This window comes from Bradyrhizobium sp. McL0615 (assembly GCF_049993905.1).
Classification (GTDB): Bacteria; Pseudomonadota; Alphaproteobacteria; order Rhizobiales; family Xanthobacteraceae; genus Bradyrhizobium.
Window position 1 is genome coordinate 8,085,912 of the sequence record NZ_CP188254.1, and the last position, 25,495, is coordinate 8,111,406.

Here is a 25,495-nt window from a genome sequence, read left to right on the forward strand (position 1 = left end):
CAGGCTTGACGCAAATGTGGGCATCGCCGCGCAAAACGGAAGAGGTGCGGTCACAAATTCGCGAGCAGTGGCGTGGCTCGCCGGAATCCCTTACTAAGCCGCATGCCTGACACAGCCCCGCCTGCCCGAATTACCGGAATCTATCGCTACCCCGTCAAGGGCCTGACCCCGGAGCAGCTCAGCCGCGCCGAACTCAGGCCCGGCCAGACGCTCCTCGCCGACCGCCGCTACGCGATCGAAAACGGCCCGTCGGGCTTAGACCCGGCGGAACCAAAATGGCTGCCGAAACCGCACTTCCTGATGCTGATGCGGGACGAATGGCTGGCCGGCCTGCGCAGCCAATTCAACGATGCGACCAGCGTTCTCTCGATTAACCACAACGGCCAGATCGTGGCCCAGGGCAATCTCGCAACGCCCGAGGGCCGGCGGACAATTGAGACCTTCTTCGCCTCGACGTTTCCCGACTTGATCAAGGGACCGCCGAAGGTGCTCGAAAGCCCCGGCCACAGTTTTTCGGATGTCGCCCGCAAGGTCGTCTCCATCATCAATCTCGCCAGCGTCCGCGCCATCGAGAACATGGTGGGAGCGCCGGTCCATCCGCTTCGCTTCCGCGCCAACCTCTATGTCGAGGGCTGGCCGGCCTGGCACGAATTCGACCTCCTCGACCAGACGCTTTCGATCGGCGATATCAGGCTGAAGGTGGTGAAACGCATCGTCCGCTGCGCCGCCGTCAATGTCGATCCGGATACCGCCCAGCGCGACCTCGCGATTCCCCAGGCGCTGCAGCGCCGGCTCGGGCATGGCGATTGCGGGATCTATGCCGAGGTGATCGAGGGCGGCACGATCAGCGCCGGCGACACGATCGCGGCGGAGCAGCCGGACTTGTTGTAGTTCGACTCGGGGGCCTTTCCCCGTCATTGCGAGCGAAGCGAAGCAATCCATTTTCCCGCTTGCTGAGACATGGGTTGCTTCGCTTCGCTCGCAATAACGGTGAAATACAGTAGCCACAACGACCGTCATGCCCCGCGAAGGCGGGGCATCCAGTACGCTGCGGCCTATCGGTTCAATCATTGAGGTCTCTGGGATACTGGGTCACCCGCCCCAGTGCGCAAGCGCGCACAAGGCGGGTGACGACAACTGAGTATGCGTCTGCGTTCTCGCGACGCATTGCGCCCGAGGCTTGCTGAAATTCCTTATCCCTCAAACGAGAGGGAGCAGGGAATGCCGGGTGCTTGCTGCACCCGCGGTCTCGCGCAAAAATCGATTAACTTATTGAATTTATTGTGATTTCAGGCAATTGTCTGCAGCTTGACCTTACCGCAGACCTATACTTTTTCATTTGCTGGGGCGAGAGATACTTTTGGAGGCGGTGGCTACGACAACCTCAGAGCTTCCTATTCGATTTTGTGTGAGACCTTTACGCTGCCGCCAACGAGAATTTCCCTGATGCCTGTAGGTGCGTCGGTCCAGTATGATTTCGCGGTAGCGACGTTTGTGTCGATCGACGCACCTTGTGAGCCGTCAGTCAGTGCGTCGTAGTTGCCGGTGTGCATGCTCACGGCATCCTCGACCTCCACTTGGTAGATGCTTCCGCTGTTTGCAAACCGATCGCGAAACGTCTTCGCGCTTGCAATGTCCTCGGTGCAGAAAACGCACTCCATTCGGCTTGGTGCATCAGGAGCGGTCAACTGTCTCGTTGCTTCGAGCGCGATTTCCCAACCTATGTTTACGGCGTCGCTGACATTGCCATAGCCGCGAAAACCTACCCCTTTGCCGAATTCCCGGGTTCGCTTTCCCCAATTCCCGGGCACGATGCTGTCGCCAGGTTTTCAGTCACCGTTGCTGACGTGATACAACTTTCTCATTCCTGCCCCTTCGTTCGTGCGCCATCCAACTGCGGCGGCACGAACGACCGTTTACGATGCGGGCGGTCGCAGAGATATCCTTTGGCAGACGACGTGACGACCTATCCTCAGAAAATCACTTTCGGCGAAATGCGCCTCCGGCGTCCGCGACGTGCTGGATCATCGATGCAGCCACCACGTCGAGATCAACGCGGACCAATGGGTGGACGATGTGCGGCTGTCCGACATCGAACCAGGGTTCACCTGCGAGGCGTGCGGAAAGCGCGGCGAGGAGGTGCGGCTGAACTTCAAGCCGGCGCGGATGGGGGCCGGCTAGCGGGCCGCGCGCCTAGGAGAGACCCAGCCCTTGGGAGTCGCAAGACCGCGTGCCACAAGCGAGTGTCAGGTGAAATCACCAGACACTCCTGCCATAATTCAAGCCAATGGCACTCCTGATTTCAGGAGTGACTTTGCCAGTCACGGCTGCCTCGCTAAGCGCGACCGATTTTCAACGGAGTTTAATGTTGGTAACTTCACATCCCGCCTTGTCGAAAAGGTATCGTGCGCGGTCGAATGCTACCCGGTCAATAGGAGACGAATCCGGGAAAGCGAGTGCAAGCGAAGCCTTTAGGCAGATTTCGTCGCGCTTGCTGCTATCGCTCAAGATATCGAGCATCAACCAAATGCTCACGAGCGCGGCGAGGATCGGCACCCAAAACCAAAAGCGTTGTTGCCGCAGGCTTACTCGTGGCTCCCCCTTCTTCCAAGCGTTTTTGCCCATTTCTTCGATGCGTGGCCAATATTCCAATCCAAGCTGCCGTAAGAAGTCGAGTCGTTGGACAAAATTGTTACCAACCCCTTTCAATCCTAGAGCGGTGCCAACTGAGAGCACAATGTGAAGCGCAAGGATGCTGAGCAGCGTAGTGGTGCTGGCCCCAATTGTATTGGACGAGACCACGGCCCAGGCGCCCCCAGTAATCGTGACATAGACAACCACGGTTTGCGTGATCTGCGTCAAAAAGGCAGTTACCTGCGCAAAAACCGGAGCATGCGCGGCGTATTTGGTTAGTTCGGTCCCGTCGACGCCAACTCTCAGCGCCCAAGAGCCATCGGGGCGCTCAATCCATGTCCTCTCCTCTGCGTTCTTGACACCGATAAGCTCGGGGCGCGTTGTCGCCGACGGCGGCCCATTAAAGATGATGTCGATTTGTTGTGGCATGGACCTACTCCTGACCAAGAAAACCAAGGCCGCCACGGTCAGCGAAGAACTTGCAAGAAGGCCAGTCGCGCTTCCGATTTGGCGGCTTATTGGCGCTCGCCGCACCGGCATTCGAATGCCGATCGGTGCCGGAGTAGTCTAACATAAGATGCGTCGCGGAATGGCATCCACCTATAGCGCTGACTGCTTAGGTCTCTACTGCCTTGTGTATTTGCGCTCATCGGGGGTGCCCCTGACGCTTCACAAGTGCATCCTTCACCCGATCCATGGCGGGATGCGCCCGGTTCTTCACCTTGATCCAGCGATCGAAGCGGCCGGCGCGATAGCGGCTGTCGCGATTGAATCCGAATCTGGCGGGAGAGGAAAATGCTTCGAGGCTGGCCGTCCTGTGAATATCCGGGACAAGCATCCCGATCCTCGTATTGCTACCCTGCATTGTGCCATCGTGTAGGCTCCCGATTCGCAAGAAGAGGGAGGGCCACCATGGGGGAAGACCTTGAAACTTAGCAATTTTTCCGTTGAGAACTTTCGGTCGGTTGCATCAAGCGGAAACATTCCGGTCGAAGAGCTTACAGCTCTCGTTGGCCGAAACGAGAGCGGCAAATCAAACCTGTTGCTCGCACTTGAGACCGTCAATCCCATTGGTGGGCAAAAAGACCTCGATCCGGTCAAGAATTTCCCCCGCGGGCGACATCTTAATGAGTGCCTTCCAGAAACCGTCGTCGTCAACACAATCTGGCAGCTTGACGCGGCGCAGACACAAGAACTTTCTAAGGTTCTTCCGGATCATAGCCCTGTCAAACAGGTCCACATCATCCGCAAGTACAACGCGAAACAAAGCTCGGTGGATTTAGTAGGCGTCAAACCGCCAATGCTTGACCCGAAGAAAGTAGCGAGCCTTGTTCGCCGTGTAACGCCTGTCATCGATGGGGTCGTCTCGAATATTCCAGAGCCTCATCTTGGGCCAGCTAAGGCCGCTATCAACGCGGTCACCGACGCCGTCAACAAACAAGACGATACGCGTGCGTGGGGTCAAGCGGTTGTGCAGGCGTGCAATGCCCTTCGCGGCGCGATTGGCATTGGCGGGGTCACTCTTGACGAAGCACCCGATGCATTGCTCGCTGAACTCGAAGAGCTGGCAACGAAGCTCTCCACATTCGAAGAGGCGCAAGGAAAAGCAAAGGCGCTTGTTCTTGGGTGGGTCCCAACCTTCATCTACATAGCAGATTTTCCCGAGCTATCGGGGCACCAGAACCTTGCTGAGTATGTGAAGCGACGCGACGACAACCAGCCAATGACCGAAGCGGAGAAAAATTTTGCGAGGCTCGCAAAGGTGGCGGGATTTGACGCAAAAGAGATCAACTCTCTTCAGAATGACCACGAGAAGCGCCAGACACTTCTGAGCAGGGCCAGCGCGCTCATCACACAAGAAATGCGTAGGTTATGGAAAGACCGAAAACTTACCGTCCGTTTTTCCGCTGACGGACCGCACCTCGATACGTTGGTTTACGATGAAAATGCCGACTACCCCGTTGAGGTAAATCTCGATGAGCGCAGTCGTGGATTCCGGTGGTTCTTTTCCTTCTATGTCACTTTCTCGGCCGATACTCAGGGAGGCGCAGCGAGCAACGCGGTCCTACTGCTCGATGAGCCTGGTCTTTATCTTCACGCGCGTTCGCAGGAGGATTTGCTCAGCCACTTCCGTTCTGACTACAAGAATCAGATCATCTACACGACGCACTCGCCGTTCATGATCCCTCCGGACACGATTGAAATCGTCCGCACTGTCAACATTTCGGACAAAGGCACCGAAGTCACTAAAGACCCAAGCGGCGACGCACGTACCCTTTTCCCGCTCCAGGCGGCGTTGGGTTACAACCTCTCGCAGACACTATTCGTCGGTACGGCTAATTTGGTCGTCGAAGGCGTCACGGACTTTTGGATTCTCTCTTCTGTCAATGATTACCTTCGCGAATCCGGAAAGGCTCCTTTAGTTGAGCAGATGGTACTGACGCCTGCCGGAGGTGCTGGCAAGGTGAGCTACATGACATCTCTGTTGGCCTCGCAAGAGTTAGACGTGATCGTTCTCTTAGATGATGACAAGGCAGGGCACGATCAACGGGATGAACTCGTAAAATCTAAGATCTTGCGCGGGACCTCGGTGTTGTTTACCTCCGCCGCGTTCGCTACCCCTCCCGCTGAAGCCGATATTGAGGATATAATCGCGCCGACGGTCTACGCGGAGCTGGTCAAGAGAACATTTGCAGAAGAGCTAAAAGGAAAGACCCTCAACCTAAACGTCAAGATTCCGCGCATCGTGAAGCGATATGAGGAAGCATTTTCGACAGTGGGAATTAATTTCTTCAAATCCCGCCCGGCACGTGAGTTCATGGTTCAGATGGGAAAAGACCCATCTAAGGTTTTGACTGCGCCGAGCATTGAGCGGTTCGAGCGACTCATCAAGGAGGTGAATTCCCGCTATGAGAAACACAAAGCAGCGGGCCGCAAACCATTCCAGTAGAAGCTGGCGCAGGAGCCTGCCGCCAGCGACCGTGATACGCCTCGTCGCAGTCGAGCGCTCGCCGTCTTTCGGTGTGTCGGTAGCGCATGTGCGCACACCTGACTATCCACACCCACAATCTACCGTACTTCGCGCATCGGCCGACTACCAGCCATTGAGCGATTTGCGCCAGGCCCGGCGACCGGCTTTGATAGGCGATGGGCACCAAGTCGCGGGAAAGCATTTACGGCGCGTCGATCCGGGCGGCTGCGGCGCGCGCGGCGGAAGCCCGCAAGGAAGCCGACCGTCTGGCCGTCGAAGCATGGAACAAGCGCATGCTCGGCTTTCAGGGGCCGGCGCAGCCATCTCCGGCGCTGGGCGATGCGATCAACGCCGGCTATGGCTATCTCGAAGTGAAATGCCTTGGCTGCAACACGCACCAGACTGTCGCGCTCGACATCGTGCGGCGACGGAAGGCGACGCCAATTCATGAACTGGAGCGTTACATGCGGTGCAAGGATTGCTCCCGGCTTCAAGGACGGCCCTTCAAGCGTAGCCATTTGACAGCGCTACGACGGGCGAGGATTGCAGCCGATGATCCTCCATCAACGTGGTGGCCTGGACGTGACTGAAAGTCCGAGAAGACTCGTGACATGCAATGACGGCGTCACTGATCACCCTAGGGCGCGCCTTACGGTCGGGCTTCGTCGAACGCCGGCCTTCTGTCGGGCCAGTTTCACGAGATCGGCGACCTCTTTCAAATACTCAAGCGCATCACCATGCGTCCTGAGTGACTTGACCCTCTCGCGGATGGCTGGATGTTCAGACGGAGGCGTCACTTCGATATGCTGGACAAGGCCTGACTGAACAACCTCATCAATCATTCCTGTTGGATCGTCCTCCAAGGGAGCATTGGGTTTGTCGGCTACCGTATCCGCAACAGTCAGCTTGATGCTTCTTGTCATCATTCCGGCCATCGGGTCGGGCAACGTCAAGGGAGCGTCGTCGCGCGGGACACTCAGACTTACCAAATGCCTAAAATTCGAACTCGACGAGGTCCTCGGAGTCAGAGGCTCGAGATTGAAGAGGTTGATCAGGGTGGCAATTACGGATGAGTGTTCGTAAACGCGATGGTCGATCAGGTTCTTGGGGATCAGCGGAGAGACGATCACCGCTGGAACCCGCGGGCCGAGTTGATCGAACATGAACCCGCTGGCGCGACCCTTCGATCCGGTTGCACGCGCGGGAGGCGGAGCGACGTGATCGTAGAACCCGCCATGTTCGTCATACGTAACTACGAGCATGCTACTCGCCCAGATCGGCGACTTCCTGAGTGCCTCGTAGGTGCGCATTATAAGCAGTTCACCTGCCTTTGCACTTGCAAGCGGGTGCTGCGAATTGCCACCCTTGTACTTCCGGAAGACATCATAACTGGGTTCGATGAATGTATATGCCGCATCGTAGGATGCTGACGCTACATCCTCCGCGAAGTCATCAAAATCGTCGATATCGAACGTCCGGCTTACGCCGTCAAGTAACGCAACATTCGGGAATTCATCGCATGCATAGATGCGATATTTGACCCCCGCCTTTTTTAGATGGCTGAAGATTGACCCGTTCTCGAATTCAACCCCTCCCCACGGAAGCGCCATGCCATCAGCGTATTCCCGTTTTGAAAGGTTGTCGTCACGGTTCCCCGCCGTCCCGGCGTGAACGAACCAACGATTCGGCTCCGTTGGGCCGGGCATTGAGCAGAACCAGCGGTCGCACACGACAAACTCCCGCGCGAGGGCGGTGATGACAGGAACCTGCTCAGGGGTGAAGCATTTCATTGCCTCGTCTGGAGTATCTGGGTGCTGCCGAGCGTAGTCGAATACAAATCCTGAGTTGTTGATGGCGGGATATGTGTTGCCGCTCTCATAGCGGGCGCCCTCTCCACAGAGTTGTATAAGCACAGATGTGAATCCATGCCCCGGATCATGTAACGCCACGTCAGGAGCGCCTCGGGAGACTGTGAAAGTTCTTCCGTTGTAAGAGTTGGACTCCGTCCCACTAAGGCCATCGATCGCGGTTTGCGCTCCCGTTTGCGCATCCGGACCCGTGATACCTGAGAGTCCGAGCATGTGGTCAAAGGACCGGTTCTCCAGCATCAGGACGAAGAGGTGCTCAACGGTCCCGGTGACCGAGACGCCTCCTCCTCCACCTCCTCCGCCTGTGTGAACTCGAATTTCAATTGAGTCGGTGTGCGACTCAAGCACGGTAGGAGGCGGGAGTGAGGGCCCAACAACGGCGACAGCGCCGACCGCAGGTACAAGCGATCCATCGGCGCGCTTTCTTTCCCAATGCCCGGCAACGTAGGTCCCGCTGCTCATGCTGCCGCGCACATACACAAAGCTGCCTTGCCGTTCGGTCCGGAAGACCCGAATGTACGAAACCATCTTGTCAAAGCCGTAAACCGTAAGGTCCGGGCAATCTTCAAGCAGGTCCACTGACAACCCATAGCCCCCGAATTCATTTGCATGCTCATAGAGTACGGCAGCATAGCCAGGCGCTACACGAACCGATGAGGCACGATCATTGAACTGGGGAGCGGTGGGGAAACGGGTGCTACCTTCGCCAATGCCTACAGGCTGTCCGGCGAAGTTAACGCCTTCATACAGCGTCACAGGTTCCATGTGGCACTCCCCAAGCAAGCATGAGGAATGAAAGTACCATATACCCTGAATTGAGGATGAGCAACCTACCAACCGAAAGTACCGCGCGACAGACTAGTAGCCCGTTCGTCGCCGCCTTGTGAGAACATCGCGACCCATGTGCAACTTGTATTCAATCACCACCAACCAAGCCGCCATCGCCGCCCTGTTCCGCGTCGTCAACCGCTATGTCGGCAACCTCGCGCCGATGCCGGGCGTGTTTCCGGACTACCCAGCGCCGATCGTGCGCAACGGCGCCGAAGGCCGCGAACTCGCCACCGCGCGATGGGGCATGCCGTCCTCCCAGCACGCGTTGATGGACGCGACCAAGAGGCGTGCGACGAAACTCGAGGCCAAAGGCAAATCCATCGATTTCAAGCAACTCCTGCGGATGGAACCGGACGGCGGCACGACCAATATCCGCAACGTGAAGAGTAAGCACTGGACGAGATGGCTCGGTCCAGAGCATCGCTGCGTGGTGCCATTCAACTCGTTCAGCGAGTTCAACAAGGCCGAGGGTGGCGACATCTGGTTCGCGCTGGACGAAACCCGCCCCCTCGCGTGCTTCGCCGGCATCTGGACCAACTGGACCTCGGTCCGGAAGGTCAAGGAGGGTGAGACCACCAACGACATCTTTGCGTTCCTCACGACGGAGCCGAACTCCGAGGTCGGCGCCGTCCATCCGAAGGCAATGCCGGTGATCCTGACGACCCCGGAAGAGGTCGAGGCCTGGATGACGGCACCTCCGGACGAGGCCCTCAAGCTGCAGCGACCCCTCCCGGACGGTTCGCTCCGGATCGTCGCTCGCGGCGTGAAGGAAGATCCGGCCGGACCGGCGGCGTGACCAGCGACGACAACGACCAGGCGGCCGACCCACCCCGCCAGCGGAAGATCATCCACGTCGACATGGATGCCTTCTACGCCTCCGTCGAGCAGCGCGACAATCCGCAGCTCCGCGGCAAGCCTGTCGCCGTCGGCGGATCCCGCGAACGCGGCGTCGTGGCGGCCGCGAGCTACGAAGCTCGCAAGTTCGGCGTGCGATCTGCGATGCCGTCGGTGACAGCAAGGCGACAGTGTCCGAATCTGATATTCGTGAAGCCGCGCTTCGAGGTCTACAGGGCGGTTTCGCAGCAGATCCGTGAGATCTTCGCCGAGCACACGCCAATCATCGAACCGCTGTCGCTGGACGAGGCCTATCTCGACGTGACCGAAAACCTGCAGAACATCCCCTTCGCGCGCGACGTCGCGCTCGCGATCCGCGCCAAGATCAAGGAGGTGACCGGTCTCAACGCCTCAGCCGGCATCTCCTATAACAAGTTTCTGGCGAAGCTCGCCTCCGACCACCGCAAGCCGAACGGACAGTACGTCATAACGCCCGAGATGGGACCGGCGTTCGTTGAAGCGCTGCCTGTCGGAAAATTCCATGGCATTGGACCGGCGACCAGCGCGAAGATGAACTCGCTCGGAATCCGCACCGGCCTCGACATGCGCAACCAGGCGCTCGAGTTCATGCAGGCGAACTTCGGCAAAGCGGGCGGGTACTACTATTGGATATCGAGAGGCGTCGATAACCGCGAGGTTCGCGCCAACCGCGTCCGAAAATCCATCGGTGCCGAAAACACGTTCTCCAGCGATCTGACCGAGTTCGACGCGATGGCCGCCGAATTGCAGCCTCTGATCGACAAAGTCTGGCGGAATTGTGAGGACAAGGAGTCTCGCGGCCGGACCGTGACGCTGAAGATCAAGTTTGCCGACTTCGAACTGATCTCGCGCAGCAGAACCGTCGCCGGCGCCGTCGGCAGCCGTGGCGAACTCGAGACGGCTTCGGTCGAACTGCTGAAGGCCCTCTTCCCAATCGAGAAGGCGGTGAGGCTGTTGGGCGTATCGATTTCCGGCTTCGGTACCGAGGCGTTCGACCCTCCGGTGCAAATAGCGCTGGAGCTATAGGGTCTCGAGGTTATTTGGTCCGGAGCGGGAGCCGGACGCGCTGGCGCCGAGAGATCGCGGTTAGGCTCCTGTGCGTATCGATTTCAAGCTTCCGCAGCTCAGTTTCGCCCCTCCATCCAAGTGCTGTCACTCACCTTAACGCCACTTACTTGGAGAGCACTCTCCAAACCATGTATTTCGAATAACGACTGTCCTGCCTCGATAGCCTTGACCGCTGCGGCTTCTTCTTTTGCGCGAGCTTCGGCTGCAAAAATTGTCGCCTCCAAAAGGCGTTGCGGAATGACAAGAACCCCATCGCCGTCAGCGCATACCAGGTCGCCTGGCTGTACCCGAACGCCGCCGCATTGCACCGGTACGTTTACCGTGCCAGGCCCCTTTTTTGTGGGATGGGAGGGCGAGATTTCCTTGAACCATACCGGGGAGCGGCAGGCAACGAGTTCGTCGGCGTCGCGTATGCAGCCGTCGATCACCACACCGGCGAGTTCCTTTTTATTCGCGTACACCGCAGCCAAATACCCCCATTGCGCGCCTGACGGTTCCCCACCATCGACGACCAAAACATCTCCTCGTTGTGCGAGTAGCAGCGCTTTATGCATCATCAAATTATCATTTGGCGCGCATCGCGCGGTGACCGCCGGACCTGCGATACGGATTCCCGGCAGCAATGGACGTATCCGTGAATTCATGACAGCCCCGTCGCGCTCGTCCGCGGGCAGCGCTTCGTAGAGATCGGAGACGGCTATCCGGGAGACCCGCGCAACCATATCCGGGTGCGGTCTCGAAAGCTTGAGATACACAGCGTCATCCATGGTGACCTCCGGAAATAGAGTGGTCTTTCAGTTCAAATGGATATCTGCGGCCTTGATGACCTTCGCCCAGTTCGCCACATCCCTCTTGAGCATCTCCGAAAATTGTTCTGGCGAGGTGATCAGCGGCTCCGCTCCTTGTGCCGCAAGGAAGCTTTTCATCGAATCAGAGCTGAGAAGATCGTTTACATCCGCATTGATCTTCTTCGCGATCGCGGGGTCGATCTCGGAGGGAGCGAGAATGCCCCACCAAGGGTTCACGTCAAATCCGGAATACCCGCTCTCCGCGATAGCAGGTATTTCGGGCGCGACGTTGACACGGGTGGCACTGCTTACGGCAAGGGCTCGCACCTGCCCTTCCTTGATCAGCCCGAGCACGGAAGGAGTGCTGCTGAATGCCGTGTCGACGTGCCCTGCAATCACGTCGGTCAGTGCCGGCGCAACTCCTCGATAGGGTACGTGGAGAATATCGATGCCGGCTTCCAGCTTGAGCATTTCCCCCAGCAACTGATTGATGGAGCCGTTGCCCGAAGACGCAAAGGTCAGCGCCCCAGGCTTTTGCCGGGCAAGCGCGACGAAGTCCTGCAATGTTTTGACCGGCAGCTTCGCGTTTGCGATGAAGATGAAAGGCGTGCTGGCAATGGTCGCTACGGTTTGAAAATCCTTGACGGAGTCGAATGTGAGGTTTGGATACAAGCTCGGATTCACCGCTTGGGAGCCTGCATAGGTCACTAGCAACGTGTAGCCGTCCGGCGCCGCTCTCGCCACGGCTTCCGTCCCAACGACGCCGGCAGCACCTGCTCGATTTTCAACGATGATAGGTTGGCCCCATCGCTCGCTCAGGAGTTGGGCCATCTTGCGTGCGAACACGTCCGTGGCGCCTCCCGGCGCCTGGGGCACAAGAAATTTGACAAGCCGGGATGGATACACGTCGGCCGCGCCTGCGGAGGCGCAGCATCCAATGAGCAGCGCGCTAGATAGGAAGAGACCCGCGATCGATTTCATATTTTGTCCCCTGGATCTTGTGCCTTCAAAACTGAATGATGGGATCGGGGCTCCGCGCAATTATCCTACCGCGCGTGCCTGCCCAACCCAAAAAGTCGAGCGGATCTCCCGCTTCAAGATTTTTCCATTTGGGCTGCGAGGGAGTTCCGGCCAGAATTCAACAGATTTCGGCGCATGCACGCCACCCAGCCTTTCCCTGACCACCTCGATGATCTCTTTTTCGATTTCGTCTCGGGGAGCATTTTGGAGGTCCTTCAGTTCTACAACAGCCTTGATAGCCTCACCCCATTTCGGGTCCGGGACGCCAACAACGGCACAATCCCGAACGGCGTGATGCGACAGGACCACTTGTTCAACTTCGGCGCTGTAGACGTTGAAGCCGCCGGTTATGATCATGTCCTTCTTGCGATCGACGATGTAGAAAAATCCGTCGTCGTCGCGATAGCCGACGTCGCCGGTGTGCAGCCACCCTTCCTTCAGCGTTTCCTCAGTTTGCCGAAGATTGTTGTAATAGCCGGCAAACAGCAGCCCACCTCGGACGACGATTTCGCCTCGTTGTCCTTCGGACAGTATGCGGCCATCATCGTCCATTACCTCCACACGAACACCAAGGGTTGCGCGACCGCAGCTGCTCAAACGATTCGAGTGACCGTCCGGATCGGCGGACTGGACTTCCTTGGGGGAGAGAAAGGTGCATAGCTGCGGTGCTTCGGTCTGCCCAAAGGACTGACACATTGCCGGACCAAACACACGCAACGCCTCGCGAAGTTTTTGCGGCGCGACAGGGGCAGCGGCAAGACTGAAATATCTGAGTGATGAGTAGTCGAATTTCTCGACGTCCGGGTGCGCGAGCATCATGTAGAGCACCGTCGGCGGAAGGTACATGTGAGTGACGCGGTGCGTTTCGATCGCCCGGATGATCGACAGCGGATCGGCCTTGCGCAGCACCACCGTGGTCGCCCCGCCGCCGAGCATCATGAGGGCGAGTGCGCCGGCTCCATGACTGAGCGGCGCGGCAGCCAGGTGGATGATGGGGTCCTCAGTTCCCATGGTTGTCCAGAACGCGAATGTCGCATGCTCCCAGGTGCGCTGTGTGTGCTGCACTCCTTTGGGAACCCCCGTCGTCCCGCCCGTCGACACGATCGTGACGATTCGATCGGGATCGTCCGGCACTTCCGGCTCATTACCCGTCCCCCGACCGAGAAATTCGGTTAGGGATAGCCGACCGCCGCGTCCCTCCGCATCGATGCACACGAACACCCTCAATGAGGGAACGGCCGCCGCCAGCCCCTCAACCTCATCCTCAAGAGAGCTATGATAGAAGAGGCAATCGCACTCTATGAAGGCCAAGAAGGCCGAGTTGACATCAAAGCCATTGCGAACATTCAGGGGAGCCCAGGTTGCTCCTGCTCGGACAATTCCGAGCAGTGAAACGAACGCGAGCGGATCATTCGGGGTAAACACCGCAGCCTTGTGTCCATCACCGATCCCAGACGCCGCCAATGCCACCGCAATACCCGAAGACAGGTCGTCTACCTGTCGGTGGGTATAGCTCCGCTCCTCTCCGATCAGCATGAGTCGGTCCGGACCGCGCATCAGACCTTTACGGAAGTAGTCGACGAACCTCATTGCACGATCCTCCCTCGGCCACCTGACATGGCCTCGATTCAGATGAAAAGCATTCCGGAATCGATGACGATTGACTGTCCCGTCATGCCGTCGGATTCTGACGAAGCGAGATAAACGGCAAGCGCCGCGATCTCAGACGGGTCGAGTATCCGTTTCATCGCGGTACGCGCAAGAATCGGAGCCAAAATCTCGTCCAGCGATTTATCATTCGCGGCGGCTAACTGTCCGAATGCGTTTGTGAGCATTTCGGTTTGAACAAGGCCTGGGCAGATTGCGTTGACGTTGATGCGGAAGGGTGCCGCTTCGAGCGCGATACAGCGCGTTAGTCCAACAAGCGCATGTTTGGAGGCGTTGTAGGCCGACTGGTTGGGGGACGCCCACTTTCCGGCCGTCGAGGCGATATTGACGATCTTGCCGCTCTGCCGCCGCTGCATATGGGGCAGCACCGCTTGCATCAAATGTATCGGGCCGTAGACGTTCACATCGAAGACGGCACGGAAGTCTGCCTCCGCATAATCCACGAAACTTGAAGTTCGCGCTATCCCAGCCGCATTCACAAGGATGTCGAGGCCGCCAAGCTCGCTTCTAACCTTCTCAACGGCGTTGAAACAGTCCGAGCGCATGGTAACATCAAGATTTTGCACGCTCGCCTTGACGCCTATTTGCCTGGCAAGTTCGGCAACCTCCTCCAGAGGAGTTACGGAAGTTGCCGCAACGGCAACATGGCAGCCCTCTTCAGCAAACCGAAGGGCAATCGCGCGCCCAATCCCCCGGCTTGCTCCTGTGATCAAGGCTGTTTTTCCTGCCAGCCGACCCTGCGGCTTCGAGCTGACCGAGCTAGTTGACAGCATGAGATGAATCCCTCTCAAGAAAGGTGCCGAAATGTTAGGACGAGGTTCGATCAGGAACGTTCGTAAACGATCACGGCAGCCAGCGCTTCTTCGAGCCCGATGACCCCACCCCCGTTTTCCTGTACAGCAATGCGCGCATCCTCAACCTGGCGTTGCCCAGCTTCTCCACGCAGTTGCCTCGTTAACTCGAAGCACATCGAGAGGCCGGTGGCGCCGATCGGATGACCTTTCGAGACCAAGCCGCCGGAGGTATTGATCGGCACTGTCCCGCCGAGCCTTGTCGCGCCGCTCGCCACAAATTCTCCGCCCTCGCCGTCGGCGCATAACCGCAACATCTCGCATTGGTAGATCTCGCAGAACGAGGTCGCATCGTGTACTTCAGCCACGTCGATTTCGGAGGGCCCGATGCCCGCCATCCGATAGGCACGCTCTGCGGCGGTCCGCGTGAGGCTAGGCTCGTCGTAGGCGCGATACTTGCCGCCAGTGACCGCAATTCCGCGGATCAATACTGCCCGACGTTGCACTTCCGCGGGCTGACGCCGCAAATAGTCTTCTGAGCAAAGCAGGACCGCAGCCGCGCCATCTCCGATGGGCGCGCACATGGATCGCGTCAGTGGGTCGGAAATCGTCCTGTCCGCGAGTACCTGCGCAGGCGTCATTTCAAAACGATATTGCGCGTTCTCGTTAAGTGCTCCATTGCAGTGATTCTTCGCAGCACCAAACGCGATCTGCTCGACGGTCGTGCCATAACGCTTCATGTGGAGACGAGCCTGCATGGCGTAGGTGTCCATCGGAACCGTGCGGTCCGGGGATTGAACAAACGGTTTGTTGACCTCGCGACCTACTTCGCTGTAGTGCTCGATCCATTCGTGCGGGTCGAACATGTCCATCCCACGAACGAATTCCGCGAGCATCGCCGGTTGATTGTGCGGGTCGAACAGCTTTTCGACACCCAGCGCCAGCGTCAATTCCGCATCGCCTGCCTTGATCTCCTTATAGGCGCCGGCGAGTGCCAGGCTCCCAGTCGCGCAACCGCCTTCGACGTTGATGATCGGCGCGCGTTCAGGAAAAAGCCCTTCGCGCACCAGCGGGATGAAGCAAATGTTTCCGCGTGCGCCGGCCTGACCCCAATAGTGCATGAGGCAGTTGCCGAACCAGGCAGCGTCGATTTCGTTCCCCGACGCCATGCCGGCATCCTTCAGCGCGCCAAGAAAAGCTTCGCGCGTCAGTTCCTTGAAGGATTTATCGGGCCACCGCCTAAATTGTGTAGTGAAGGCACCGACGACGTAAACGTTACGGGCCATCCAGATCTCCTCCCGAAAAATTATTTCAACATTTTATTATAGTACAACATACTTGCACTATTTTGGCAGTCAATGGTAGCTTCTGGCGATGAAGAAGCCGAACAAGATGCCCAAACCCCTGCCCTTGGTCAGTCTCCGGGCGGAGGCGATTGAAGGTTTCTTGCTGCACTTCTTCGCGAACGTGAACCTAGCAGCTGATGCGCTCGAAGCGATGGAGCCGCATGGACTCGCCAAAACTCACAATCGCATCCTGAGCTTCGTCGCTTTTTCTCCCGGCGTGACGGTCGGAGAAATGGTCAGCGCACTGCGGGTATCGCATCAAAACCTCAATGGTCCGATGCGGCTACTTCAGAAATCGGGTCTCCTGATCGCCAAGATCGGCAACGAGGATCGAAGGCAAAGGCAGCTTTTTGTTTCTGCGAAAGGACGCCGGCTGGTTGAGCAGGCACTGGCGAGGCAAATGACTCGGGTGGAAGCAGCGTACAGAGAATGCGGACCGGATGCGGTTGCCGGCTTCCTCAAGGTGCAACGCCATCTGGTGGAGCAGCAAGATCGAGACTGGGTCGAAAGACTAAAGCTGGACCCGGCGGAGGTCACGCGAGCCTAAGCGACGATGGCGTCGGTGTAGCGCTGTAGCCACGCCTTATAAAAGTGGGTAGACGTGACGTCAGACAGCGGCACGCCCGGAAGGCGCGCGATGTCTGACGTACGCCTTTCATCAGGGGCAGTTTGCGGCGAGCCGTTTGTCGCTCACTTTCTCCTGAGCTCCCAACTTGCTGGCAGGTCCTCAGCGAGATGAGTAAGTAGGCGCGGCCTTGTCGCGCGCCAGGCGCGCTGTCAAGAGAGCCCCGACGATCTCTGTAGTGCGCTGGATGTGCCCGCGCGACAAATCAACTGCAAGGTCAGCGTCGCGCGCCAATACAGCGTCGCGGATTGCCTTGTGCTCAGCCGCTGCATCCCGTGGCCAACGCGACGTCGCGCCAATGCCGAGATACATATAGCGGTCGAAGCGGTCGAAAACGGTGGCGAAGAAATCATTGATGCGGCGCAGCCCGCTCGCGGCGATCAGGCTCATGTGAAATTCACGATGCCGACGCTCCCATTCCGGGTCCACACCGGTTTCCTCCGCAGGATTGTCGAGCCGTTGCAGGCGGTGCGCCGCCAGAACGACTGCTTCCTCCCATGCCTCGTCGCCCTGCGCAATCGACTGGCGGAGCGCCACGTCGACGGCCCAGGCTAGGCTGTTACCGATGTCGATGAGATCGGAGTTGCTCACCGGCGCGACGCGAAATCCTCGTTTGCCTTCACGCAAAACCAGTTCTTCGGCGGAGAGCCGGTTGAGCGCCTCGCGCAAAGGCGTAAGCCCGACGTCGTAACGCTCCCCAAGCGTGTCGAGCGGCAGGCGCTCTCCGGGTTCGAAAAGGCCTGTGAGGATGTCGCGCCTCAGCCGGCCATAGATCGACATGGCGAGGGTGCCTGCGCCTTGGATCGCTGTCTCATCAGATTTTTCCATCAAGGCACCATATAGGACTGAGCATGTGCGGAATGATAATATATTTTGGTTCTAGACGCATCTTATAAAATATGATCTGATTTTAGCTAACCAACAAAAAGGCGATCGACCAAGCCTCCACGAGGGGCTGGAGGTCACCAGGGAGCGAAGCATGACGGAGACGCTGCTCACGCGCGCCGATCGGCTGAACATTCGCGATGTCGAACTTGAGGTCGTGCAGCGCGGCACCGGCCGAACACTCCTTTTCCTTCACGGGTTCCACCCGCTCGGGACGGACGCCCGGTTCCTTGAACTTCTGTCGCGGAGGTTCAATGTTCTGGCACCATCCCATCCGGGTTTTGGCGCCTCGTCGCGGCCGCCGGATTTCGAGAACATCTACGACCTCATTCACCTATACCGCGAGCTCATCGATGGTCTTCCCGACGAGAAGATCACACTCGTCGGCACCTCGTTTGGCGCCTGGCTCGCGGCCGAGATCGCGATCAACTGCCAGCATCGGCTCGACCGTCTCGTTCTTGTCGACGCGCTGGGGCTCAAGCTCGGCGACCGCGAGACCCAGGATATTCTCGACATCTTCAACACCCATCCTGACGTCGTCCGCCAACGCAGCTGGCACGATGCGAGCCGAGCCCCGGATTTCAACGAAATGTCGGACGAGGCGCTCACACGGCACGCGCGCGACTGGGACGCGCTCAGTCTCTACGGCTGGGAGCCCTATATGTACAACCCACGTCTCAAGCGCTGGCTCGGACGAATTGCGGTGCCGACCCTGGTGCTGTGGGGCACATCGGACGGCCTCGTGACACCGGACTATGGCCGTCGCTACGCGGCACTGATCCCCGGTGCGCGCTTCGCCCTCGTCGAAGGCGCTGGCCATCATCCGGACCTTGAGCAGCCGGAAGCCCTTGCCGGCCAAATCCTCGAATTCCTCAGACACTAACTCTTGGGAGATCCCGCCATGGACCTTTGGTGGATGTGCGAAGTGCCTTACCCCAATGTGCCGAAAGCGGTGCTGGACGAGGCGGATTCAGTGCGCGCGAGCCTGCCAAACCGGTGGTGCGATCCGCGAGTTGCCGCGAATCTCTTCGAGGAAGTCATCGACGAGTATCTGCTCTGTGACGATGTGGGTCTCAATATCGCCGCGACCGAACACCACGCCGGCATCAATTCCCTCATTGGCTCAAATCCGATGCTTGTCAGCATCCTCGCGCGGCAGACGCGGAAGGTGCGTATCCTGAGCCTAGGGACGCTCATCTCGCTGCGCCGGGAACCAGTGCGCATCGCAGAGGAATATGCAACAGCTGACGTGATCTCGCGCGGCCGGCTCGAACTCGGCTTTGTCAAGTCCGGCGGCAGCGAAATGGCATCCGCCAACGCCAACCCGGTCAACAACATCGAGCGCTACTGGGAGTCCATCGCCTGGTTGCCGCAGAAAATTGGCCGAAAGCGGGTCGGCGAAATCCAGGGTTATGTCGGGGCGGCCGGGCTTGTGGTAGCCGGCCTGTGCTACCCGCTGAGCATCGGCGGATTTCCCGTGTTCATCCTGGCTCTCATCGCGACCGTCATCGTCATCGAGGGTGGCGCCGCAAACCTCGCGCCCTACGTCGTAGAGGTCTACGGCGTGCGGCTGGGCGCGCGAGCGGCTGGGCTCTCGCAAGCAGCCAATGGCGTTGGCAAGATCCTTGGACCGCTGTGTCTCGCGTTGATCGCCGGCGCCGACAATCCGCTCTCGCCACAAGCAACCGCCGATGCCGTCCTGCCCGCCTTTGTGTTCCTCGGAGCCTGCTCGCTGGCGATTGGGCTCGCCGTCACTTTTCTGGGGCCCGAGACGCACGGCCGGCCGATCGGCCAGAGCTTTGACGAACGGGACGTGCCTTCGGGCGCGCTCAAGCCGGCAGAAGGCCATTCCTGACGGCAGATGCCTGAAGCGGTGCCGGTGCGGCTTCGCGCTGTCCGGCACCGCAACAAGACCGATTGGACGCGCGAAAAATAAGGTACTTCCAATGACCTCAATCGCTGTTTTTTCAGGAAGCCCGTCGCTCACATCGAAGACAGCCATCCTTGGAGATTTTGTCGTCTCGTCGTTGAGGCAGCGTGGCCTCTCGGCGAATCATGTGAAGGTGCGGGAGCTACCTGGCGAAGCTCTATTAGCGGGTAATGCGGACCATCCGGCGATTGCTCGCGAGGTCGGTCGTATTGCCGATGCGGACGGCGCAGTGTTTGTAACTCCAATATACAAGGCGTCTTTTTCTGGGCTGACAAAATTGTTTATCGACTTGCTTCCACAGTTCGCGCTTCGCGGAAAAGTGGTGATGCCACTCGCAACGGGAGGCTCGCTGGCACATGTCCTTGCGCTGGACTACGGACTGCGCCCGGTCCTGCAATCACTCGGAGCACGACATATTGTACAGAGCTACTTTGTGCTCCAGTCGGAGATCGAATCGGAAGTCAGCAAAGCGATCTCGACCGCTCCGCTATTTCGCCAAACTATCGACGAGTTCTGTGAGTCTGTGACGTTCGATCGGTCGTACACGGCGCAAAGTAGGGTCGCCGCATGCTAGAGCAGGCCAGTTCATGTCCACCGGTCCGGAGATAGCGAGAGGGAAGCCACCAATGTCCTTGGATCACATTCAACACGTCCTGGTGCAATCAAACGACATCGAAGCCACGAAGGATTGGGAGGTCAAGCGAAAAAGGCAAACATGGATCGCCGATTGCTCCATGCTTGCCTTTGACGCAACCTGGCGCTAATCAAGCGTGCGGCGGAAGCGGGATACCGCGATCACCATGACGACGATCATCAGGCCGGTCAGAGCCAGCGCATCGTATTTCAGTTCGAGCAGCGTCGAGCCCTTCAGCATGATTGCACGCACGATCCGGAGATAATGGGTGAGCGGCAGGCATTCGCCGACCCACTGCGCCCAGGCCGGCATTCCGGCGAATGGAAACATGAAGCCGGACAGCAGCATGCTCGGCATCAGAAAGGTCATCGCCATCTGCATGGCCTGCAGTTGCGTCTGCGCGATCGTCGAGAACGTGTAACCGACCGCAAGATTGGTCGCAATGAACAACGTGCTCAGCAGCGCCAGCAGCCACAGGCTGCCTAAAATAGGCACGCCGAACAGAAGCGTACCGGTGCCAATGACGAGCGTGGCCTGGATGAAACCAACGATGACATAGGGTGCAATCTTGCCCAGCATCACCTCGATCGGGGTGATCGGCATCGACAGCAGATTTTCCATGGTGCCGCGCTCGATCTCCTTGGTGACGGACAGTGCCGTGAAGATCAGCATGGTCATGGTGAGGATGATGCCGACCAGCCCCGGCACGATATTGAGCGCGGTGTTCGCCGCCGGATTGTAGCGCGCATGGGTACGGAATTCGAACAGCGGCGTTCCGCTCTCGGGCAGGCCTCTCTCATGTACCAGCGCGTTTTGCACCAACCCGCCGAGCGCGCCGAGGGCCGCGCCCGAAGCGACAGGATCGGTGGCGTCCGCTGCGACGAGGATCGCCGGCTTGTCACCACGTCGCAGCGCACGCTCGAAATCGCGCGGGATTTCGATGGCGAACAGCACCTGTCCCGAAGCCAGCACCCGGTCGAATTCGTCGTCATCATGCAGGATGCGCGTAACCTTGAAATACCGGGTATTCTCCAGCGCCTTGAGGATCCGTCGCCCGATGTCGCTGTTCTCCTGAAGCAGCACGGCCGTCGGCAAATCGCGGGGTGTGGTGTTGATGGCGTACCCGAACAGCAGGAGCTGCATCAGCGGCATCAGCACGATCATGCCAAACGTGCCGCGGTCTCGCGTGAGCTGAATGAACTCCTTGATGACCATCGCCAAGATACGGCGCCAACTGATGCCTGCGCCCGGCCGCGCGCTCATTGGTAGTTGTCCTTGGCACGACCCACCAGGTCGATGAACACATCCTCGAGCGACGGCGTGGAGGGCGACCACTGGTGGGAGCCATCCCGATAGGGCGCGATCGCCGCCTCCAGTGCAGCAGCATCGCGGCCCGAAACATGGAGGCTCTCGCCGAACGGTGCGATCGAGTCGACGCCCGGCTTTCCCGTCAGATCGTTCGAAAGCCGCAGCAGATCTCCGCCTCTCACGGTGAAGGTCGTCAACCCCGAATGGCTGACGACTTCGTCCACCGTGCCATGGGTCAGCAGCGTCCCGTACGCGATGTAGGCAATCTCGTGGCAGCGCTCGGCTTCGTCCATGTAATGGGTCGAGACCAGCACCGTGAGCCCTTCCGCCGCGAGCGCGTGGATCTCGTTCCAGAAGTCACGCCGCGCCTTCGGATCGACGCCTGCGGTCGGCTCGTCCAGCAGCAGCAGGTCCGGGCCCGGCAGGGTGCAGGCGCCGAGCGCCAGGCGCTGCTTCCAGCCGCCGGAAAGTTCGCCGGCGAGCTGTTCCTCGCGGCCGGTGAGGCCGAGCCGCGAGATCATCTCGCGCGCGGCCCGCTGCGGATCCGCAACCTCATAGAGCCGGGCGACGAACTCCAAGTTCTCCCGGACCGACAGGTCCTGATACAGCGAGAATCGCTGGGTCATGTAACCGACCCGGCGCTTGATCTTGTCGGCTTCGGTGCGGATGTCGTAGCCGAGGCAGGTGCCGGTGCCGCCGTCCGGCGTCAACAGCCCGCACAGCATGCGGATGGTCGTCGTCTTGCCGCTGCCATTGGGGCCGAGAAAGCCGTAGATGGCGCCGCGCTTGACCTGCATCGACAGGTCACGGACGACGGTGCGTTGGCCGAATTTCTTGGTCAGGCCGTTCACGTCGATGACGATCTCGGAGGCGCCATTCATCTCAGCCGCTCCGGAAACCGCACGTCGACAGGCTGACCGACCCGCAGCTCGCCTGGCTCTCCGGTGCGGGCCTCGACCAGGTAGACCAGCTTCGAACGCTCCTCGAGGCTGTAGATCACAGGTGGCGTGAATTCCGACGTGCGCGAGATATACGTCACGCGGGCCGGCACATTCGCCTTGCAGCCATCGCAGTGGATTTCCACCGGTTGGCCCAGCGAGACCTTCGGCAGCAGGGTCTCCGGCACGAAGAAGCGGATCTTGATGTTGTTCGGCGGCAGCAGGGAGAGCACCGGGCGGCCGGCGGAGACGTATTCACCAGGCCTGAAATAGATTTCCTGGACCGAGCCGTTGACGGTGCTGACCAGCTTCCTGCGGTTCAGGCGGGTTTCGGCGGCACTGACCTTAGCCATATCGGTGCGGATGACCGCTTCCGCGTCGTCGACGGCCTTCTGGGTGCCCGACGAGCTCTTCAGCAAGGACGTGGCTCGATCATACGTGACCTTGGCGTTCGTCAAGGAGGCCTGCGCCATGTCGACGTCGGCTTGCTGCATCTCCGGATCGACCGCAAACAGGGGCGCTCCCGTCTCGACCTTATCGCCCTCGCGCACCTTGAGCCACTCCAGGCGGCCGGCTTCATCCGGACCGACAAAAATCAGATCCGCTTCGACCCATCCTTGAAAGCCGGGATCATCCTTCTTTGCACAGGCGGCGAGAAGCATTCCGGCCGTCAGAACAACAACGTGAATTAGCCTCATACTTTGCCCCCGAAGCCCAAGCACATGGAGACGTGTCTAGGGCTATCGCTGTTTGATCTTGATCAAGAGGTCGGCTGATGAGCGAGCCCCTTGGCGAAGTAGCTTACGCGGTCACCGACCCGACAATGTCGGCACATGCCTCAAGCGCGCCCTCCAAACAGGGCGGTCCTGACGGTTCTCAAGAAATCCATGTACTTCATGCCGCTCCCTCTGATGACGATCTGCTGCGCGATGGCCAGGCCGAACAGCATGTAGAGGAACGCGAACAGCCATGAGACTGGCGACAGCAGGTTCTCGCGGATCACGTAGACGAAGGCATAGAGCGAGATGGGGAAGAGCACGAGCACGGCGGTAACGAGGCCGGGCGAGTAGTATCTCAGCCTGAACATTCTGATCATCGCGGTGTGCATGATGGCCTCCATGATGCCCAGCATCATCGCGGACATGGTCAGGAACGGCACGCGCGGAAAGAACAGCGGCACGAAGGCCAGGATCAGCACGTAGGCGGCCGTGACAATCTCGCCGAACTCTCGGCTGCTGGCCGTGAAGTGCAAATGTTCGGTGATCATCTCGACGAAGCCGCCGGGAAAACGACCTTCCTCCCACAGGTGCATCACCAGGCCGATGAAGAAAAGGCAGCCCAGGCGCTGAAGAACGGGCATCGATGCCCAATTCAGGGCGAGAAAGATCGCCACGGCGACGCCGAGGGCGGCCATCACATAGAGGTTGTGCTTGACGATGGATCTGATCATGGCGTTCTCTTTCGTTTCGCCGGCGACATCAACAAGCCGTGCAGGACGGTCTCCGCATGCTGAGCGGCGAGACGGTCGATATCCGGCAGTTCGGCGGATGTCCCGCCCAAAACTTCGGCGAACAGCACCGCGCTGACCATGGGGCCTAGGATCGAAAACGCGTACAGCTTGGGATCGCCCGACTTGACCTCGCCGCGCGCCTGCGCCTTCGCGATCAGGTCGGCGACTAGCCCGAGCATCCGCGAGACCAATTGGTCGTGCCAGATCACCGCCAGATCCGGAAAGGTCCGGCTCTCCGCAATTACCATCCGCGCTATCGCCGGGAAGCGACGGTCGCCCATTCTGTTCGCCGCCCGCTTGAGCAGCATGTGAACCAGATCGGAGATCGAGCCTTGCAAGGCCGCCGCGCCCGTTTCGGTCTCTTCCAAACTGGCGGCAATGGCCTGCTGGACCACGGCCCGAAACATGTCGTCCTTGGTCTCGAAATAGCGATAGAGCGTGCCCTTCGCGATGCCAGCCCGCTTGGCAACATCGTCGAGCTTGGCGGCGGCGAAGCCTTTTTCCGCGAAGATGTCGATCGCGGCGCTGATGATCTCGGCGGGGCGGTCGTCTTTCCGCCGCCGCCACTTCGGTACGGTCTGGCTCATTTTTGCCACGAAATGAGTAAATGACTCATAGGTCATTTATGTCAAGAAGGGCCGGTCGGTCAAGCCGGCGCCTCTGCTCCAAACCAAAAGGGAGAACCTCATGACTGCTCCGCCGTTCGTCATTCCAGATCCCACACCGTTCGATCGCCTGCTTTCGCTCAAGGGCCGCTGCGCCATCGTGACCGGCGGCACCCGTGGCATCGGCGAGGCCGTGGTGCTGCGGCTGGCCCAGGCCGGTGCATCCGTCATCATGACGGCGCGTGGTCAGGAAGGTCTCACCAGGGTCGAAGCCGCGGTCGCTGCCCAAGGCGGCCAGGCGGCCGGAATTCAGGCGGACGCCGCCAAGATCGAGGATGCGCAACGCGTCATCGCGTTCGCGGTCGAGCGGTTCGGAAGCGTGGACATCCTGGTCAACAACGCCGCCGTGTTTCCCCCGCGGCTGTCGATCGAGATGACCGAAGCGATCTGGGACCAGACCGTCGATACCGACCTCAAGGGGCCGTTCTTCCTCTCGAAGCTGGCCGCTCTCGAAATGATCAAGACCGGGCGCAGCGGCCGCATCGTCAACGTGCTGTCCACCGAGATCATCCGGCCGACCGGCATGCTCGCCCCCTACGGCGCCGCGAAGGCTGGTTTGATGGCCGTCACGCATTCATTGGCCGTGGAATTGGGCCAATACGGCATCGTCGTCAACGCGGTGATCCCCGGCGCCACGATGACCGCAGAACGCATCGCGATGATGCAGGCGAGCGCGGCGAAGGCTCCGTTCGAATCGGCTCCCACCGACGCACCCCTCACGCTCGCCAAGCAACGCGAGATGCTTCAGAAGGGCAGCTTGGCCGAACATCTCGGCAACATGCCCTTGGGGCGAACCGGCTACCCAGACGATCTCGCCAAGGCCGTCTTGTTCATGGCTTCCGACATGGCCAGCTATGTGAGCGGAACTGCCCTGCTCGTCGACGGTGCCCAATCATTGCGGTGAGATCAGCGCTGCTACGCACCGCAGCGCTCACAATGAGGCTTTAGCAGGTCGCACTGATCACCAACGGTCGCGGTGGCATGAGCGGCACGACCGCCCGACTGGTTGCGAAAGGGAGCCCTACCGAGGCTGGGTCCAAGGAGGAGCGCGGCCAGGCCTCGGCCACGGCTGAGGGTTAAGCTTACTTCGTGGTGTCGCGAAGCAGGATCAGTCGGTCGCGGCTGTAGTCCACGCTAAAGAG

At 59.4% G+C, this 25,495-nt stretch carries 25 protein-coding genes; 11 read left to right on the forward strand and 14 right to left on the reverse strand.

Annotated elements, in window-relative coordinates:
• The first annotated feature begins 102 nt into the window (after positions 1-102).
• Positions 103-891, forward strand: coding sequence for an MOSC domain-containing protein (locus ACPPVP_RS38925; RefSeq protein WP_426528822.1), 789 nt, complete (start codon positions 103-105; stop codon positions 889-891).
• Positions 892-1,394: 503 nt separating this feature from the next.
• Here the strand turns inward: ACPPVP_RS38925 and ACPPVP_RS38930 are convergent.
• Positions 1,395-1,811: a DUF2441 domain-containing protein gene (locus tag ACPPVP_RS38930; protein WP_426528823.1), complete on the reverse strand. Its 417-nt coding sequence runs from the start codon at positions 1,809-1,811 to the stop codon at positions 1,395-1,397.
• Positions 1,812-2,016: 205 nt separating this feature from the next.
• Here ACPPVP_RS38930 and ACPPVP_RS38935 point away from each other — a divergent pair, with 205 nt between their 5' ends.
• Entirely contained in the window at positions 2,017-2,181 is a 165-nt protein-coding gene (locus ACPPVP_RS38935) for a hypothetical protein (RefSeq protein ID WP_426528824.1), read from the forward strand.
• Positions 2,182-2,352: 171 nt separating this feature from the next.
• Here ACPPVP_RS38935 and ACPPVP_RS38940 read toward each other — a convergent pair whose 3' ends face one another.
• The gene (locus ACPPVP_RS38940) at positions 2,353-3,063 is read right to left on the reverse strand and encodes a hypothetical protein (protein ID WP_426528825.1); all 711 of its coding nucleotides are present in this window, start codon (positions 3,061-3,063) and stop codon (positions 2,353-2,355) included.
• A 496-nt stretch (positions 3,064-3,559) separates the two neighbouring features.
• On the opposite strand from ACPPVP_RS38940, the gene ACPPVP_RS38945 reads away from it, so the two are divergent.
• Together ACPPVP_RS38945 and ACPPVP_RS38950 are read left to right on the forward strand one after the other, a co-directional pair.
• Positions 3,560-5,584, forward strand: coding sequence for an AAA family ATPase (locus tag ACPPVP_RS38945; protein WP_426528826.1), 2,025 nt, complete (start codon positions 3,560-3,562; stop codon positions 5,582-5,584).
• A gap of 197 nt (positions 5,585-5,781) precedes the next feature.
• Complete coding sequence (locus tag ACPPVP_RS38950; RefSeq protein WP_426528827.1) at positions 5,782-6,195, forward strand: hypothetical protein; 414 nt, start codon at positions 5,782-5,784, stop codon at positions 6,193-6,195.
• 42 nt (positions 6,196-6,237) lie between these two features.
• Here ACPPVP_RS38950 and ACPPVP_RS38955 read toward each other — a convergent pair whose 3' ends face one another.
• Positions 6,238-8,238, reverse strand: coding sequence for an alkaline phosphatase family protein (locus tag ACPPVP_RS38955; protein ID WP_426528828.1), 2,001 nt, complete (start codon positions 8,236-8,238; stop codon positions 6,238-6,240).
• Positions 8,239-8,374: 136 nt separating this feature from the next.
• Here ACPPVP_RS38955 and ACPPVP_RS38960 point away from each other — a divergent pair, with 136 nt between their 5' ends.
• Positions 8,375-9,100, forward strand: coding sequence for an SOS response-associated peptidase (locus tag ACPPVP_RS38960; RefSeq protein WP_426528829.1), 726 nt, complete (start codon positions 8,375-8,377; stop codon positions 9,098-9,100).
• Positions 9,101-9,162: 62 nt separating this feature from the next.
• The gene (gene dinB, locus ACPPVP_RS38965) at positions 9,163-10,203 is read left to right on the forward strand and encodes a DNA polymerase IV (RefSeq protein ID WP_426538287.1); all 1,041 of its coding nucleotides are present in this window, start codon (positions 9,163-9,165) and stop codon (positions 10,201-10,203) included.
• Between the two features lie 98 nt (positions 10,204-10,301).
• On the opposite strand, the gene ACPPVP_RS38970 is transcribed toward dinB, so the two are convergent.
• The 5 genes from ACPPVP_RS38970 to ACPPVP_RS38990 form a co-directional block, all read right to left on the reverse strand.
• On the reverse strand, positions 10,302-11,012 hold the full coding sequence (locus ACPPVP_RS38970) for an RraA family protein (protein ID WP_426528830.1): 711 nt from the start codon (positions 11,010-11,012) through the stop codon (positions 10,302-10,304).
• A gap of 27 nt (positions 11,013-11,039) precedes the next feature.
• The gene (locus tag ACPPVP_RS38975; RefSeq protein WP_426528831.1) at positions 11,040-12,014 is read right to left on the reverse strand and encodes a Bug family tripartite tricarboxylate transporter substrate binding protein; all 975 of its coding nucleotides are present in this window, start codon (positions 12,012-12,014) and stop codon (positions 11,040-11,042) included.
• 60 nt (positions 12,015-12,074) lie between these two features.
• Positions 12,075-13,643 carry a class I adenylate-forming enzyme family protein gene (locus ACPPVP_RS38980; protein ID WP_426528832.1) on the reverse strand — a complete coding sequence of 523 codons (1,569 nt, stop codon included), beginning with the start codon at positions 13,641-13,643 and terminating at the stop codon, positions 12,075-12,077.
• A 38-nt stretch (positions 13,644-13,681) separates the two neighbouring features.
• Positions 13,682-14,434 carry an SDR family NAD(P)-dependent oxidoreductase gene (locus ACPPVP_RS38985; protein ID WP_426528833.1) on the reverse strand — a complete coding sequence of 251 codons (753 nt, stop codon included), beginning with the start codon at positions 14,432-14,434 and terminating at the stop codon, positions 13,682-13,684.
• Positions 14,435-14,544: 110 nt separating this feature from the next.
• A complete protein-coding gene (locus ACPPVP_RS38990) occupies positions 14,545-15,798 on the reverse strand; it encodes a thiolase family protein (RefSeq protein ID WP_426528834.1) in 1,254 nt (417 codons plus the stop codon).
• 88 nt (positions 15,799-15,886) lie between these two features.
• Here ACPPVP_RS38990 and ACPPVP_RS38995 point away from each other — a divergent pair, with 88 nt between their 5' ends.
• Positions 15,887-16,405 (forward strand): MarR family winged helix-turn-helix transcriptional regulator, encoded by a 519-nt coding sequence (locus ACPPVP_RS38995; protein WP_426528835.1) that lies wholly within the window; start codon positions 15,887-15,889, stop codon positions 16,403-16,405.
• A gap of 180 nt (positions 16,406-16,585) precedes the next feature.
• Here the strand turns inward: ACPPVP_RS38995 and ACPPVP_RS39000 are convergent, their stop codons facing one another.
• A complete protein-coding gene (locus ACPPVP_RS39000; protein WP_426528836.1) occupies positions 16,586-17,311 on the reverse strand; it encodes a GntR family transcriptional regulator in 726 nt (241 codons plus the stop codon).
• A gap of 151 nt (positions 17,312-17,462) precedes the next feature.
• Between ACPPVP_RS39000 and ACPPVP_RS39005 the strand changes: the two genes are divergently transcribed.
• The 3 genes from ACPPVP_RS39005 (at position 17,463) to ssuE (ending at position 19,872) form a co-directional block, all read left to right on the forward strand.
• Complete coding sequence (locus ACPPVP_RS39005) at positions 17,463-18,251, forward strand: alpha/beta fold hydrolase (RefSeq protein WP_426528837.1); 789 nt, start codon at positions 17,463-17,465, stop codon at positions 18,249-18,251.
• 18 nt (positions 18,252-18,269) lie between these two features.
• On the forward strand, positions 18,270-19,223 hold the full coding sequence (locus ACPPVP_RS39010) for an LLM class flavin-dependent oxidoreductase (RefSeq protein WP_426528838.1): 954 nt from the start codon (positions 18,270-18,272) through the stop codon (positions 19,221-19,223).
• A 91-nt stretch (positions 19,224-19,314) separates the two neighbouring features.
• On the forward strand, positions 19,315-19,872 hold the full coding sequence (ssuE, locus tag ACPPVP_RS39015; RefSeq protein WP_426528839.1) for an NADPH-dependent FMN reductase: 558 nt from the start codon (positions 19,315-19,317) through the stop codon (positions 19,870-19,872).
• A 186-nt stretch (positions 19,873-20,058) separates the two neighbouring features.
• Here the strand turns inward: ssuE and ACPPVP_RS39020 are convergent, their stop codons facing one another.
• From ACPPVP_RS39020 to ACPPVP_RS39040, 5 genes are all read right to left on the reverse strand, one after another.
• Positions 20,059-21,195 carry an ABC transporter permease gene (locus tag ACPPVP_RS39020; RefSeq protein ID WP_426528840.1) on the reverse strand — a complete coding sequence of 379 codons (1,137 nt, stop codon included), beginning with the start codon at positions 21,193-21,195 and terminating at the stop codon, positions 20,059-20,061.
• On the reverse strand, positions 21,192-22,121 hold the full coding sequence (locus ACPPVP_RS39025) for an ABC transporter ATP-binding protein (protein ID WP_426528841.1): 930 nt from the start codon (positions 22,119-22,121) through the stop codon (positions 21,192-21,194). The genes ACPPVP_RS39020 and ACPPVP_RS39025 overlap by 4 nt, the downstream gene beginning before the upstream one ends.
• Positions 22,118-22,876: an HlyD family secretion protein gene (locus tag ACPPVP_RS39030; protein ID WP_426528842.1), complete on the reverse strand. Its 759-nt coding sequence runs from the start codon at positions 22,874-22,876 to the stop codon at positions 22,118-22,120. Before ACPPVP_RS39030 ends, ACPPVP_RS39025 begins: the two co-directional genes overlap by 4 nt.
• 140 nt (positions 22,877-23,016) lie before the next feature.
• Positions 23,017-23,628, reverse strand: coding sequence for an HXXEE domain-containing protein (locus ACPPVP_RS39035; RefSeq protein WP_426528843.1), 612 nt, complete (start codon positions 23,626-23,628; stop codon positions 23,017-23,019).
• Positions 23,625-24,275 carry a TetR/AcrR family transcriptional regulator gene (locus tag ACPPVP_RS39040; RefSeq protein WP_426528844.1) on the reverse strand — a complete coding sequence of 217 codons (651 nt, stop codon included), beginning with the start codon at positions 24,273-24,275 and terminating at the stop codon, positions 23,625-23,627. Before ACPPVP_RS39040 ends, ACPPVP_RS39035 begins: the two co-directional genes overlap by 4 nt.
• A 100-nt stretch (positions 24,276-24,375) precedes the next feature.
• On the opposite strand from ACPPVP_RS39040, the gene ACPPVP_RS39045 reads away from it, so the two are divergent.
• Positions 24,376-25,257, forward strand: a complete 882-nt coding sequence (locus tag ACPPVP_RS39045) for an SDR family NAD(P)-dependent oxidoreductase (RefSeq protein WP_426528845.1) — start codon at positions 24,376-24,378, stop codon at positions 25,255-25,257.
• Positions 25,258-25,495 lie beyond the last annotated feature (238 nt).

What these genes read in the sequence shown, in the direction of transcription:
- ACPPVP_RS38940 (WP_426528825.1), bottom strand. Translation starts at nt 3,063, where the DNA reads ATGCCACAACAAATCGACATCATCTTTAATGGGCCGCCGTCGGCGACA.
- ACPPVP_RS38975 (WP_426528831.1), bottom strand. Translation starts at nt 12,014, where the DNA reads ATGAAATCGATCGCGGGTCTCTTCCTATCTAGCGCGCTGCTCATTGGA.
- ACPPVP_RS39020 (WP_426528840.1), bottom strand. Translation starts at nt 21,195, where the DNA reads ATGAGCGCGCGGCCGGGCGCAGGCATCAGTTGGCGCCGTATCTTGGCG.
- ACPPVP_RS38980 (WP_426528832.1), bottom strand. Translation starts at nt 13,643, where the DNA reads ATGAGGTTCGTCGACTACTTCCGTAAAGGTCTGATGCGCGGTCCGGAC.
- ACPPVP_RS38925 (WP_426528822.1), top strand. Translation starts at nt 103, where the DNA reads ATGCCTGACACAGCCCCGCCTGCCCGAATTACCGGAATCTATCGCTAC.
- ACPPVP_RS39010 (WP_426528838.1), top strand. Translation starts at nt 18,270, where the DNA reads ATGGACCTTTGGTGGATGTGCGAAGTGCCTTACCCCAATGTGCCGAAA.
- ACPPVP_RS38960 (WP_426528829.1), top strand. Translation starts at nt 8,375, where the DNA reads ATGTGCAACTTGTATTCAATCACCACCAACCAAGCCGCCATCGCCGCC.
- ssuE (WP_426528839.1), top strand. Translation starts at nt 19,315, where the DNA reads ATGACCTCAATCGCTGTTTTTTCAGGAAGCCCGTCGCTCACATCGAAG.
- ACPPVP_RS38950 (WP_426528827.1), top strand. Translation starts at nt 5,782, where the DNA reads ATGGGCACCAAGTCGCGGGAAAGCATTTACGGCGCGTCGATCCGGGCG.
- ACPPVP_RS39025 (WP_426528841.1), bottom strand. Translation starts at nt 22,121, where the DNA reads ATGAATGGCGCCTCCGAGATCGTCATCGACGTGAACGGCCTGACCAAG.
- ACPPVP_RS39000 (WP_426528836.1), bottom strand. Translation starts at nt 17,311, where the DNA reads ATGGAAAAATCTGATGAGACAGCGATCCAAGGCGCAGGCACCCTCGCC.
- ACPPVP_RS38955 (WP_426528828.1), bottom strand. Translation starts at nt 8,238, where the DNA reads ATGGAACCTGTGACGCTGTATGAAGGCGTTAACTTCGCCGGACAGCCT.
- ACPPVP_RS39030 (WP_426528842.1), bottom strand. Translation starts at nt 22,876, where the DNA reads ATGAGGCTAATTCACGTTGTTGTTCTGACGGCCGGAATGCTTCTCGCC.
- ACPPVP_RS39005 (WP_426528837.1), top strand. Translation starts at nt 17,463, where the DNA reads ATGACGGAGACGCTGCTCACGCGCGCCGATCGGCTGAACATTCGCGAT.
- ACPPVP_RS39045 (WP_426528845.1), top strand. Translation starts at nt 24,376, where the DNA reads ATGACTGCTCCGCCGTTCGTCATTCCAGATCCCACACCGTTCGATCGC.
- dinB (WP_426538287.1), top strand. Translation starts at nt 9,163, where the DNA reads ATGGATGCCTTCTACGCCTCCGTCGAGCAGCGCGACAATCCGCAGCTC.
- ACPPVP_RS39035 (WP_426528843.1), bottom strand. Translation starts at nt 23,628, where the DNA reads ATGATCAGATCCATCGTCAAGCACAACCTCTATGTGATGGCCGCCCTC.
- ACPPVP_RS39040 (WP_426528844.1), bottom strand. Translation starts at nt 24,275, where the DNA reads ATGAGCCAGACCGTACCGAAGTGGCGGCGGCGGAAAGACGACCGCCCC.
- ACPPVP_RS38970 (WP_426528830.1), bottom strand. Translation starts at nt 11,012, where the DNA reads ATGGATGACGCTGTGTATCTCAAGCTTTCGAGACCGCACCCGGATATG.
- ACPPVP_RS38995 (WP_426528835.1), top strand. Translation starts at nt 15,887, where the DNA reads ATGAAGAAGCCGAACAAGATGCCCAAACCCCTGCCCTTGGTCAGTCTC.
- ACPPVP_RS38990 (WP_426528834.1), bottom strand. Translation starts at nt 15,798, where the DNA reads ATGGCCCGTAACGTTTACGTCGTCGGTGCCTTCACTACACAATTTAGG.